Origin of the sequence: Telmatocola sphagniphila (assembly GCF_018398935.1) — a bacterium.
Classification (GTDB): domain Bacteria; phylum Planctomycetota; class Planctomycetia; order Gemmatales; family Gemmataceae; genus Telmatocola; species Telmatocola sphagniphila.
This window is the reverse complement of record NZ_CP074694.1, coordinates 6213626-6226869: the sequence shown is the minus strand read 5'-3', so window position 1 is coordinate 6226869 and position 13244 is coordinate 6213626. Positions and strand designations below refer to the sequence as shown.

The following is a 13244-nucleotide window of genomic DNA, read 5'->3' as shown; positions in this document are numbered from 1 at the left end:
CTTACGGGACTAACCGTAAGCCGATGGAAAATTTAACAGCTGTCGAATCGAGCCTTACTGGCAGCCGCCTTTGCAGCGGGACAACCAGGAGCAGAACTTGGCAAAGTAGGTCGGCCGGGCGTCGCAAACCGTCGGTTCGGGGGCGTAATCGCAAACCGTTTCGCAAACCGGCACCATCTTGCAGGTCTGGTAGCAGACGGTGTAAGGTTCCATCCGGCAGACCGTGCGGGGCACGCAGCGAGTCCGCTGTTCGCAGACCATCCGGCAGGTCGTGTACGGGATGTACTGAACCTTTTCTTCCGGCACGCAAACGGTCTTGCAGCGAGTCACATTACGGCTGCACACTTGCTGAACGATCCGGCAGGTCGTGTAAGGCACATAGCGAGTGTGAACTTCCGGTATCGTGTAGCACTGACGCTTGGTTTCGTAACGAACGTGTTCTTCGCGAACCATCCGGCAGGTCGTGTAAGGAATCTGCTGGGTGATCACTTCAGGAATCTTGTAGCAACGCTGTTTCGTTTCATATTTCACATGGTCTTCGCGAACCATCCGGCAGGTCGTGTAAGGAACCTGGCGAACGTGCGTTTCGGGAACGCAGGTCACCTGTCGCTTCGTGCAATAGCGTACCTGCTGTTCGGGAACCATCTTGCAGGTCGTGTAAGGAATCTGGCGAACCTGCTGTTCGGGAACCTTGTAGCAACGCTGCCGGGTTTCGTAGCGAACCTGCTGTTCGGGAACCATCTTGCAGGTCGTGTAGCATTCAGTTCGGCAAGTCGTGTACGGCACGCAGCGGGTAAACGGAACCTGTACCGTGGTGCAGACCGGCTTGCAAGTCATATGGCAGACCTGTTCGGTCACGCATTTTTCTTCCGGAACCCATACCTTCTTGCAGCTCCAGGTGCCGGGACACTGAACCTGCGTCTGAACCAGCTGGCCCGGGCAGTACTGCGTCGTGCAGGAGCAAGGGTCGAAAGTGCACGTGCCGGGGGTGCGGTAGCACTTGGTGATGACTGGACCGGGTCGATATTCCTTCACTTCCTGCCAGCTGCCGCTGCAGATCTTCCGGACCTGCGTAGTGTAAACCGGTTCCTGAACGTAAGAAACGCGGGTTTCCGTCCGGTAGTCGGTCACGGTCTGGTAGCGAGTTTCGGGAATGACTCTAGTGTGATTCTCGTACACCGGCTTGTAGGTGCAGTAAGGAATCGCCACCTGGTAGTTTTCGACTTGAGTGCGGTAAGTCGTGTAGCACTCCTGTCGGACATGGTTCTCGTAAACCGGCCGATAGGTCGTGTAATACTGCGGTACCTGATATTCGTTCACTACCGTTCGCTGCACGGTGTAAGGGACGTCGCGAACGTGAGTTTCATAGACTGGTTTGTAGGTGCAGTAAGGAATCGCGACCTGGTAGTTTTCCACCTGGTTGCGGTAGACCGTGTGTTGCACCGTCCGGTAGTGGCTTTCGTACACCGGTTTGTAAGTGCAGTAAGGAATGGCGATCTGGTAATCCTGGTACTGCGTGCGGTAAGTCGTGTAGTTTTCCGCCCGAGTCTGCGTTTCATAGACCGGCTTGTTGACGGTGTACTGCTCCACATCCGTGTAGTACTGGGTCACCGGCCGCTGCACCGTATAGCGGTTTTCGCGCACGTGATTTTCGTAAATCGGGATCTGCACCGTGTAGGCCTGCTGATCCATGACAGTATCGTACACAGCGCGATATTCAGTGCGCGTGTGGTTTTCGACCACCGGCTGATACCGAACCACCGTGCGGGTGGTCGGAAGCTTGCACTGGTCTACGCTGATGCCGGGCGTCGAGTAGCCGCTACAACCGCAATGGGAGGCGAACGACGTCTGAGAGGTTGATAGGAACCCGGCTACGCCGAGGAGGGCGCCCACCGAGAATTTACGGAGCAAGAACATAGCAGCCTCATCGCAAGAGGTAACTTGGCGAAGCAATCAGTCTCTCGGGTTTCCCCCACCGATAGCGGGACTGGCTTCTCATCAAATGTTCCCCACGGGGTGCCTCAGGCAAAGAAACTGAAGTTCATTCCGTATAAAAAGCATTTCCCCCCAATCCCCTGATCGATACAACCCGAATTACGAAGATTTTTGATGCATTCGGCATTGGAAAATTTACAATCCGATATCCTCACGGAAACGCATTACAGTCCACCCGTATACCATGTAATCGCGTTCACTACTTCGCATAACCGGATGGCCCTGAGCCAGCCATACAATATAAGGACTGCCCCATGCTACCCAAGAAACGAACTTTCACCGAAGATATCGATACCTGGCAGGTGGTGATCATCAGCGATCCCAAGCAACCCCTGCCCCGCGACGCCCAAATCCTCCGACTGATCGATCCCGCCCGACGCGTGGAGTACATCCTCGGCCAGCCGCAAGTGACCCTCGGCCAATCCCCCTGCTGCGACCTGCGTCTGGAATGGGAACGGCTCGGCGAACTGCACTGCCGACTCGAATGGAAACAGGGATGCTGGTGGGTGATCGATCTGGAGTCGGCCGATGGCTTCTTTGTCAACGGCACCCGCTACCGGGAATCGGAGCTTCTCCCCGGCGATACGCTCACCATGTCAGACCGGACTCTCGATGTCGACCAGATTGCCGTCGCGGAGTTGGTTTGAGTAGCGACCCGCTGGTAATATCGCCCGTTCCCCCATCGCCCGCTCCCCGGTTGACTTTCACTCACTCGGAACAAGCGCAGACTTCACACTTCCTGACTTCGCTGGAAAGGAGATATTTGAAATAGCTCCCCAAGCTCGGCGTCCTTTTAAATTGGGGCGTCTGGTGTACACTCCCCTTTTCCAAGTGGTTGCTCGTCCAGTTCGGGAAGAAGTGAAGATGAAGTTCCGCCTCCCTAAAAATCGATTCGTTCGCATTGTTTTGCTGTTGTCTCTGGGTTCATTTCTGTTCCTTGCGGGGATCCTGATTTACCGCCAAAAGATCGCTCGAGATTCCGCTCGCGAACTGGAAGAGATGATAGCCCAACTGGACCGCGAAGATCCGGGCTGGTCTTGGGAAGAACTGCTGAAAAAACGAAACGAGCTTCCGGACGATCAGAACAGTTACACTCTGATTAAGAAAATCAGCGAGATCCCTCCCTCCCCCAACTCCTCCTTCGAGCCCCCGCTTTCCAGCTGGAGAATATTGCCCGAAGGCCTACCGCCTGAGGTGGCCGAGTGGGGCGCTCAGCTCGTGGCCGATACCAAAGAACGCATTCTCCTGTCTCGCCAGTTAGCGAATAGGCCGCGCGGCGTACATTTCATTCAGTACAGCGAGGATGTCTTCAATGCCGACTTCAATTCTTTGCAAAAAGTGAGAACCATCGCTTTCGAATTACTGTGGGATATGCGGGTGCACGCCCAACTCCATCACTTCGATGTCTGCGTGCAGGATATCCGGGCGATTAGGAATGCGGCTCGTTCCTGCGGCGAGGAAGGCCTCATCCCTTTCTTGATTCGGATCGCCCTTGAGACCATTGCCTGTTCGGCGGTTCAGCAAATGCTCTCCCAGGGGGAAATCAAATCAACCGATCTCGAAATACTTCAGAAAGAATTTCTAGAGGAAGCTCACGAGCCGACTTTGAAAAAGGCCCTTCGTTCCGAACGTGCCGCGGCCCTAAAATCGATGCAGTATCGAGCAAGTAGCTACGGCTTGATACTACAAAGCATAGCAATATCGATTAGAGGGGATGGTACCGCAGCTAAAGGTCAGCCGATCCGGAATCTCGCGGGTGTCCTCTTAGCCTTGAAATATCCGCCTTTTGCCGCGGCAGATCAGGCTTATATGTTGCGACGGATGACCGATATCATCAACGTCTTGGATAAATCCGAACGGGAGATCAAAGAATTTCTGGATCAGTTCGAGCAGGAGAATCTCCAAAATCGGACTTCCATTCCTCCGGCCAGTCAGGTACTCACAAATCTCTATCTGCCACCTATTAACAAACTCGTATTTTCTAATTATCGCGCACAGGGCTGGCTGCGATCCACCGTATGTGGCCTCGCCGCCGAGCGATTTCGCATCGTTAACAAACGTTGGCCAAACAACCTCGAAGAGCTTGTTCCCAATTTTCTCGAGAAGGTGGAAGAAGATCCGTACACGGGTAAGCCTCTTCTCTTCAAACGGCTCAACGATGGCATCGTCATCTACTCCGTCGGCCAAGACCTCAAAGACGACGGCGGTGATGTGCTGGGTGTTGTCACTGATCAATCAGAACGAGGCGCTTACAAATCCAACTTGCCCACCGATATTGGCTTCCGGCTCTGGGATGTCGACAAACGGGGGAAAACAAATCCAACAGAAACACAGAAACGCTGAGAGAGTTCATGCGAATCCGATTGCCCCAAAATCGAGTCAATCGTTATACCATCTATCTCGCAATTGCGATTTTACTCTATTTTGTCGGCATCATTCTTTACCGCGCGAAGATCACACACGACTCCGCCCGGGAGTTGGAAGAGATTACTTCACGCCTGGATCGGGAGGATCCGGGCTGGCGTTGGGAAGACTTCCTTACTAACCGCGCTCGCCTTCCCGATGAAGATAACAGCTACTTCTTGCTGCAGAAAATATGTAATTTGCCTTCGCCAGCTTCCACAAATGGACAAGTGAATATCTCGGAGTGGAGAACGCTCCCCGAGGGCATGCCGGCCGATTTCGCCGACAGCATTGCTCAATTGCTTGCGGATAATCCGGAACGTATTTCGCTGGCCCGTAAACTGGAGAATTTCCCCGAGGGCCGGCACCAGATAGATCCGGTCGCGATGATCAATTCCGACTTCAAACTCGCTCAGAAAATTCGAGGCGTTGGAATCGAACTGCTTTGGGATGTCTGGATTCACTCCCAGATTCATCAATTCGATGTTTGCGTCCAAGACATCCGTGCGATTCGAAATACTGCGAGATCCTGCTCCGAGGATGGACTCATACCTTTCCTAGTTCGGAACTCTATCGACTTTCTAGCCTGTAACGCCACTCAACAGATGATCTCGCAGGGAGAGATAAAATCCTCCAGTCTCGAACTACTTCAAAAAGAAATTCTGAAAGAAATTCGAGATTTAAATTTGAAGAAAGCCATCCGAATGGAACGCGCTCGAAATCTGAAGGCGATGGAATTCCTCCTAAATCGTCCTGAAGCTTTGTCGGAGAAATTGGAAGAGGCCATCAGTACTTCCCAGGAAGGGAAGGAGATAACCGTGAGCGTTAAAAAACTCGTTCATCTACTTTCCTGGCGTTACCCTCTTTATGCGAAGGCGGATCAAGCTTTCATGCTTCGAATGATGACCGAACAGATAGATAATCTCGATAAACCGCCCAGGGAATTGTTCGACTACGTCGAGAAACAGGCCAAAGAAATAAGTGATTTAGAGCAATCGCCTGTACAAGCGCGCAATGCTTTGTCACGTACCATGGTGTTTCGATTATTTGCGGTGAGAGGAGATTATCGGTGCCGTGGAACTCTACGAGCTACCGCTTGTGGTCTAGGTGCCGAGCGATTTCGCATCGTTAACAAACGTTGGCCAAACAACCTCGAAGAGCTTGTTCCCAAATTTCTCGAGAAGGTTGAAGAAGATCCCTTTACCGGCAAACCACTTCTCTTCAAACGCCTGAACGATGGCATCGTCATATACTCCGTTGGGCAGGACCTCAAAGACGACGGCGGTGATGTTTTGGGAGTGGTGACCGATAGCAGCAAACGAGGAGCCTACAAATCCAACTTGCCCACCGATATTGGCTTCCGGCTCTGGGACGTCAACAAACGGGGGAAATGAGCACTTCCAAACCGCAACCTTGCTATCAGATTTGCAGCCTGAGCCTATAATGCCTGTATGGAACCGGCCAAGGATAGCCCCAAGATCGAACTTCCCGTAATTCCCTCGGAAAAGGTACGTACCTTCCCGAAGTCGCCCGGCGTCTACCTGATGAAGGATAGCCAGGGCAAAGTGATCTACGTCGGCAAAGCCAAGAATCTTCGCAGCCGGGCCGGATCCTACTTTCTTCAGGCCGCGGCCGAGGAAATGCGGACCCGGGAACTGGTCAAACAGATTGCCGATCTCGACTTTATTCCCACGGAAAATGAGATCGATGCCATCCTGATGGAAGCCCGGCTCATCAAGGATATCCAGCCGCGCTTTAACAGCGACCTCAAGGACGATAAGACCTTCCCCTACCTCCAGATACGGGTGCGAGAGGAATTCCCCCGGGTTGAGATCACTCGCAAACCGCGTCGCCGGGGAGTCCGGCTATACGGGCCGTTTACCAACACCAAACAACTCCGCAACGCTCTGCAAGTGCTGCAGCGGATCTTCCAATTCCGGACGTGTAAGCTCGACATCAAATCGGACGATGCGAAATGGCGCTGGTTTCGTCCCTGCCTTCTGCACAGCATCCGGCAATGCACGGCCCCCTGCAATTTTCGAGTCACTCGCGAAGATTATCGAAAACAGATTAAATCGCTGATTCTGGTGCTCGAGGGCAAGCGCAGCAAATTGATCCGCCGCATGGAAAAAGCCATGGCGGAAGCGAGTGCGGGCTTACAGTTCGAAAAAGCCGCCCGACTCCGGGACGAAATTCACGCCCTGCAGAACATCAAACTCCACAAAGATGTCGATGCCGACATTCAGCCGGAAGTCTTCCACTTCGATCCGAAAAAAGGACTTGTTGGTCTTCGCAAAGTTCTCAATCTTCGAACAACACCCCGTTCCATTGAAGGAGTGGATATCGCGCATCTCAGCGGCACCGATACCGTGGCTTCGCTGGTGAGTTTCCTCGATGGGCTACCCTTCAAACCGGGCTACCGGAAATTCAAAGTTAAAAGCGTCGAGGGGGTCGACGATTTCGCTTCGATGCGGGAAGTGATCACCCGCCGCTTTCGTCGCTTGAAAAAAGAAGAAGGCCTCTTCCCCGATATTTTGCTCATCGACGGCGGCAAAGGACAGTTGAGCGCGGCGGTATCTGCTTTTGAAACACTAGGCATCCAGCCGCCAACATTGATTTCTCTCGCGAAACAGGAAGAGGAAATCTTCCGGCCGGGCGAAAGCGAATCGATCAAACTCTCGAAGCACTCGGCCGCGCTGCGACTGCTGCAATATGTCCGCGACGAAGCGCATCGTTTCGCCCAGCACTACCACCATACTCTTCGCAAAAAGAAAATCACGGAAGACTCGTGATGAAAATCCTGCTGACCAATGACGATGGTATTTACGCCCCCGGTCTACGAGCGTTACGGAAGGAACTGCAATCCTTCGGCGACGTAATCGTTGTGGCGCCCGCGGTTGAGCAGAGTGCGGCCGGGCATTCCGTGACACTGCTGCATCCGTTGGTCGTGGCCGAAGTCTTCGACGAATCGAATCAATTTCTCGGTTGGGCGGTGGAAGGCCGGCCAGCGGATTGTGTAAAACTGGCGCTTTTGGAGTTGCTTCCCGACCCACCCGATCTGATCGTCAGCGGCATGAACCATGGATCGAACGCCGGGATAAACGTACTCTATTCGGGCACGGTTGCGGCGGCCGTGGAAGGTGCCTTCTTCAGGAAAACGGCCATCGCCATCTCACTTGCATCGAAAAAAGCCAAGCCGAGTGAGTTCGCGGAAGCTTCTAAGTTTGCCGTGAAAGTGATCCGCCAGATAGTGGACACCCAGCCGCAGGCCGGGATGCTCTACAACCTGAATCTGCCCGCGCCGGAACTGGGCGAGATCAAGGGGGTGAAGATTCTGCCCCAGAACGTTGCCCCGTATACTGAGAATTTTCACCGCCGGACAGATCCGCGTGGCCGGGTTTACTTCTGGATGGGAAACGACTACGGCTGTCCGGATCCTCATCCAGGTACGGATGAAAGCGCCCTCTCCGAAGGCTACTTGGTGATAACTCCTCTGCAATTCGACCTGACTAATCGGGTCGAATTGCAACGGTTGAAGCAGCATTTTGAATGAACTATTAGCGCGGTGCTAACGGCTTTCCGTAATCGATCATAGACCTGGGATGGTTTCTTCCGTCCCCTTATCCCGGTTTAGCGGATTGTAGAATGCGAAGTGAGTTACGCGCCAGACGCCGTCTTTCTCTTTCACGAATTTGACTTTGCAGTACAAAATCACTCCGCCGCCGCCCTCTAGACTAGTCATGAAGCCCTGCGTGGCGGTGGTTTCTGTATCTTGCGAGAATTCTTCGCGGGTGAAGTCCCAAACCTTGGCGCCGCGCCAATCGTACATGTTGTAGGCATTCATGGCTGCGGCCCTCAGGCTTTCTTTGTTATGCCCCCGGTAGTTGATGCTGCTAGAGATAAACTCAAATCCTCGATCAATTTGCTTATCCTGCGTGGCGGCGGCAATCGCCTGAATATTCTTGACGATCTGTTCGCGTGGGCTCTGGATGGCATAATCGATTAGAAGTGTGATCAACAGGGGGAAAGCGGTGCCGGCAAAGATCGCCAACGATTTGCCGGTTTGATTTTTGTAAAAGGTAAATAGCCCGATTAAAGCGATGACCGCCAGGAGATAGTAAAACCAGCTGGGTGGGTCGATTAGGAAGAGCGGCATGCCGAGTCCCTCCAAATAATAGGCCGAGTCGGAAACGACTAAAGATGGGAAAGGATCGGGAGAAGCTAGCAATCTCCCGATCTGGAGTTCCTACGTCGGAAATGAGCCAACGGTTCTATTTCTTCAACAGACTGGCCCCATACACGGCGTCTTTGCCCAGCATTTCTTCGATACGCAGCAACTGATTGTACTTGGCAATACGATCGGTGCGGCTCGCCGAGCCGGTTTTGATCTGGCCCGCGTTGGTCGCCACGGCGATATCCGAAATGGTGGTATCTTCGGTTTCGCCCGAGCGATGGCTGATGATCGTGGTAAACTGGTGGCGCTTGGCGAGTTCGATGGAGTCGAGTGTCTCGGTCAGACTACCGATCTGATTCACCTTCACCAGAATGCTGTTAGCCGACTTGTCAGTGATGCCGCGCTGCAGACGGGTGACGTTGGTCACAAACAGGTCATCGCCTACCAGCTGAATCTTATCGCCCAGTTCCTTGGTCAATTTGCCCCAGCCTGCCCAGTCGTCTTCGCTCAAGCCGTCTTCGATGCTGCGGATCGGCCACTTGCTGCAAAGTCCTTTCCAGAGAGCAATCATTTCGTCTGAGGAAATGATCTTATCAGGTGCGCTCTTGAAGAAGCAGTAGCCTTCCTTGCCCTTGTGCTTGGCTTCTTCGTAGAGTTCGGTGCAGGCGGCATCGAGTGCGAACACGATATCCACGCCGAGCTTGTAACCCGCTTTTTCGATGGCCGTCGCCAAAGTCTGGAGGGCTTCATCGGCACTGGCGATATTCGGGGCGAAGCCCCCTTCATCGCCTACTGATGTATTCAGGCCCTTGTCGTGAAGCACTTTTTTCAGGCTGTGGAAGACTTCCGCGCCCATTCGCAGAGCTTCGCGGAAAGTGGGGGCACCGATCGGCATGATCATAAATTCTTGAAAATCGATGGTGTTATCGGCGTGCTTGCCGCCGTTCATGATGTTCATCAGCGGAACCGGCAGCACCTTGGCGTTGGTTCCTCCGAGATAGCGGAACAGCGGAACCTTCAACTGATTGGCCGCCGCATGGGCCGCCGCCATGGAAACGCCGAGGATGGCGTTAGCGCCGAGTTTGGCTTTGTTGGCCGTGCCATCGAGAGCCAGCAGTTTGCGATCGAGCCCGACCTGATCGTAGACGTCGAAACCGGCCAGAGCCGGGTTGATCAGCTTATCGACGTTTTCGACGGCCTTCAGCGTGCCTTTGCCCAAGTAGCGCTTTTTGTCGCCATCGCGAAGTTCGACGGCTTCGTGGGCGCCGGTGCTGGCTCCGCTGGGCACGGCGGCTCGACCGAGGGTGCCATCGGCCAGCGTGACGTCTACTTCGATGGTAGGATTGCCACGGCTATCCAGAATCTCGCGGGCTTTAACCAACTTGATGCTCGACTGACTCATTGCTGCCTTCAATTAAAAGTAGGATGACAAGTCACAATGAATCGGATATGGGCTGTGACTTGTATTTCAAGACGGGAAAAAGAAGAGGCTCCGGCGCTTTGAAACGTGCGTTCCGTCGCTAGAGATTTTGCGTCACTTGCGTGGCGTTTTCCCAACGCGGTCCGTTTCGCTGCAATCCGGAGCCTCACGGATCCGCCGGTGGATGCGTCCCATAGCGTCGGGGGTCGCTGCTGGGATGCTCTTGGACACGGGAAGACAAGGGTGATCAGCCCTTGTCGCATCGAACCAAGACCGAACGGATCTATTCGCTAATTTCGCTTCGACATAAAAATTATCGGAACAATTCGCGGCCCAACTTGAGATGCGAAGAGCGGAATATGAAGATGTTAAGATTTAACTCACTAGCTGTCGCAGGAACTTGAGATTGTCGCGGTCCATATCCTTCCGCTCCCCTTCCGATTTCGGCGTCTCCAGAATCATCGGATGTTTGGCAAACCGGGGATCTTGAACTAAAAGCTCAAAAGCGGTTTTCCCAATGCAACCCTGCCCCAGATGTTCGTGCCGGTCGACCCGGGATCCCAGTGGTTTTTTGCTGTCGTTCAGGTGAAATAATCTTAATTGTTTCAACCCAATAGTTCGGTCAAACTCTTCGAAGGTCGTTTTATAGCCTGAACGCTGGCTAATGTCGTACCCGGCCGCGAAAACGTGACAGGTATCCAGACATACACCAAATTTATCCGGCGATTTCACATTCTTGAGAATGTAGCCGAGGTGTTCGAAGCGATGCCCCAAAGTGGTTCCCTGCCCCGCCGTCGTCTCTAAAAGAACCATAACCTGAAATTCGCCTAAAGTTTCGCAAACCTCATCCAGTGCGGAAACGATTCGCTCCAGTCCCGCTTCTTCCCCCGATTCAACGTGCGCGCCCGGATGTGCCACCAGATACTGCAACCCGAATCTATCGGAACGGCGTATCTCTTCGCAAAAAGCATCGATCGATTTCTGGTACAGAGCTTGATCGGGTGAAGCGAGATTGATCAGATAGGAATCGTGGGCCGTCGGATGCTTGAGTTTGGTGGTGCTGAGTTTATCCTTGAAAAGTTCCACTTCCTCATCGACCAGCACTTTGCCTTTCCACTGGCTGGCGTTCTTGTTGAACATCTGAAAGGTTTCGCAGCCGAATTCCTCCGCAGCTTCAATGGCTTTATGGTAGCCGCCGGAAATGGACATGTGCGCACCGAACAGCGGCATGGATACCCTTTCTGCTAATCCAAAAAATCGACGGGAACGGTCAGTCGTCGCTCTCGCGCTTGATGTTGTAACTTTTGATCTTTCTATCGAGCGTGGAACGTTCGATAGCCAGAATGCCCGCCGCCTGACTTTTATTCCACTGGGTATGTTCCAGAGTGGCCATAATATGCCGGCGTTCCAGCTCTTCGATGGAAAGTGGCTCATACGCGGCAATCACCGAAGTCGATGGCTTCAAATCCAGACTGCTGAGCCAGATATCCGAAGCGTCGATGATCGGGCCGCTACTCAGTGCCACGCAGCGTTCGATGACATTCTTCAATTCGCGGACGTTGCCGGGCCAGTGATAGGTCTGCAATTTCTGCAGCGCCCCGGGAGTAAAACCTTTGATCTTGCGGCCGACTTCCTTGGTGAATCGCTTGAGAAAATAATCGGCCAGTTCGGGAATATCGGTCAGCCGATCTCGCAACGGCGGCACCTGGAACTCGATGACCTGCAGCCGGAAGAAAAGATCCCGGCGGAAACTGCCCTGCCGGACGGCGTCTTCCAGATCGCGATTGGTGGCCGCCACTACGCGTACGTCGACGCGGATCTGGTTGTTTCCTCCCAGCCGTTCAAACGAATGGCCTTCCAGAACGCGCAGAAACTTCGACTGCGTGGAAAGCGGCATTTCGCCGATTTCATCGAGGAAAATCGTTCCGTGGTCGGCTGCTTCGAATTTACCGATCATTTTCTCGGTGGCCCCGGTGAAGGCGCCGCGTTCGTGGCCGAACAGTTCCGATTCGATGAGCGATTCCGTGATGGCTGCGCAGTTCAGGCAAACCAACGGCCCCTCTTTGCGCGGGCTGTTAAAGTGGATCGCCCGGGCGATCAACTCTTTGCCGCTGCCACTTTCGCCGCGAATCAGCACGGTGGCGTTGGTTTCCGCAACCCGGGCTACCTGGCCCAAGATCGATTTGAGAGCCGGAGAAGAGCCGACCAGTTCGCTTTCCAGTTTCAGCGTATCCCGCAATTCGCGGTTCATGCTGGAAAGGGCCTGCTGCCGCTTCAACTGGTGCCAGGCTATACCGAGTTGCCCGGCCACAGCCTGAGTAAAGAACAGATGTTCCGAGTGCAGTGTGCTGGCACCCGTGGAATACAAGTGAATGAGCCCGAGCACTTTTTCTTCAAAGATCACCGGGGCACAAATCAGGCTGAGAACCTTGAGATCGGCGATGCTATCGCGATGTTTGTAACGCGGATCGGTATTCACCGATTGAGCGATAATCGCCGACTTGTGCGAAAGCACCTCTTCCGTGACGAACTGAGAAACCTTGTGGTAATTCTTGGCATTGGCGTGCCGGTGCTGATAAGCGATCAGTTCCTGGCTGCGCGAATCCTTGACGGATAAGACCGCCCCAACTTCGGCCGGTACTCCTTCCATCAACCCTTTCAGAACGAAGCCGACCAGCTCTTCGAGCGTGGTGGCCTTCCCCATGTCCACGCCCAGCCGATAGAGAATTCCCAACCCGAGAATGGTATCTTTCTTTTCGGGGTAGTTTTCGCTGAGCTTCTGGAGCTGATCGGGAATCAGATGGTATTTCGTCGAGGGCTGCGAAATGGTGATTTTATCGGTTTCCGGAGAGCTCATCAGCACCGTTTCCGGGACATAGCCGGGCAGATTGTTGAGATTCTCGACGAACGAAAAGTGACTCTGGCCGAAGAGAATTTCATCTCCCTCGGTCAGGGAAACGTCGCCGTGCACTCTTTCGCCGTTGAGTTTGGTGCCGTTGAGGCTTTCCAGATCGCGCAAATACCAGCGGTCTTCCGCGAAGTAAAGTTCGGCATGATCCCGGCTACTCAAGTCATCTTTTAAAACCAGATCGTTCTTCGGTGATCGGCCGACGTGCAGTACACTACCGGCGTACAGGGGCTCGACTTCGCCGAAACCCGTACCCAGGCGCTGAACGAGATAAGCAGATGCTTTTTCAGCCATGGATTTTACCCGGTAAAAATAAGCAGAACTTTTATTCTAGGGCAAACTGT

General features: G+C 53.7%; 10 protein-coding genes. 5 read left to right on the top strand and 5 right to left on the bottom strand.

The genetic code is table 11. The annotated features are described in order from the left end of the window. Positions 1-54: 54 nt before the first annotated feature. The gene (locus KIH39_RS24860) at positions 55-1917 is read right to left on the bottom strand and encodes a hypothetical protein (protein ID WP_213496596.1); all 1863 of its coding nucleotides are present in this window, start codon (positions 1915-1917) and stop codon (positions 55-57) included. Between the two features lie 332 nt (positions 1918-2249). On the opposite strand from KIH39_RS24860, the gene KIH39_RS24855 reads away from it, so the two are divergent. The 5 genes from KIH39_RS24855 (at position 2250) to surE (ending at position 7951) form a co-directional block, all read left to right on the top strand. Then, complete coding sequence (locus KIH39_RS24855) at positions 2250-2642, top strand: FHA domain-containing protein (RefSeq protein WP_213496594.1); 393 nt, start codon at positions 2250-2252, stop codon at positions 2640-2642. A gap of 217 nt (positions 2643-2859) precedes the next feature. Continuing rightward, on the top strand, positions 2860-4338 hold the full coding sequence (locus tag KIH39_RS24850) for a hypothetical protein (RefSeq protein WP_213496592.1): 1479 nt from the start codon (positions 2860-2862) through the stop codon (positions 4336-4338). 8 nt (positions 4339-4346) lie between these two features. After that, positions 4347-5792, top strand: coding sequence for a hypothetical protein (locus tag KIH39_RS24845; RefSeq protein ID WP_213496590.1), 1446 nt, complete (start codon positions 4347-4349; stop codon positions 5790-5792). Between the two features lie 57 nt (positions 5793-5849). After that, entirely contained in the window at positions 5850-7190 is a 1341-nt protein-coding gene (locus tag KIH39_RS24840; protein WP_213496588.1) for an excinuclease ABC subunit UvrC, read from the top strand. Continuing rightward, a complete protein-coding gene (gene surE / locus KIH39_RS24835) occupies positions 7190-7951 on the top strand; it encodes a 5'/3'-nucleotidase SurE (protein ID WP_213496586.1) in 762 nt (253 codons plus the stop codon). Before KIH39_RS24840 ends, surE begins: the two co-directional genes overlap by 1 nt. 36 nt (positions 7952-7987) lie before the next feature. On the opposite strand, the gene KIH39_RS24830 is transcribed toward surE, so the two are convergent. The 4 genes from KIH39_RS24830 to KIH39_RS24815 all read right to left on the bottom strand — a co-directional run bounded on the left by KIH39_RS24830 (position 7988) and on the right by KIH39_RS24815 (position 13194). After that, entirely contained in the window at positions 7988-8554 is a 567-nt protein-coding gene (locus KIH39_RS24830) for a hypothetical protein (RefSeq protein ID WP_213496583.1), read from the bottom strand. Positions 8555-8669: 115 nt separating this feature from the next. Next, a complete protein-coding gene (eno, locus tag KIH39_RS24825) occupies positions 8670-9974 on the bottom strand; it encodes a phosphopyruvate hydratase (RefSeq protein ID WP_213496581.1) in 1305 nt (434 codons plus the stop codon). Positions 9975-10367: 393 nt separating this feature from the next. Continuing rightward, complete coding sequence (locus KIH39_RS24820) at positions 10368-11222, bottom strand: deoxyribonuclease IV (RefSeq protein WP_213496580.1); 855 nt, start codon at positions 11220-11222, stop codon at positions 10368-10370. 40 nt (positions 11223-11262) lie between these two features. Next, positions 11263-13194, bottom strand: a complete 1932-nt coding sequence (locus KIH39_RS24815) for a sigma 54-interacting transcriptional regulator (RefSeq protein ID WP_213496579.1) — start codon at positions 13192-13194, stop codon at positions 11263-11265. Between the last annotated feature and the right edge of the window lie 50 nt (positions 13195-13244).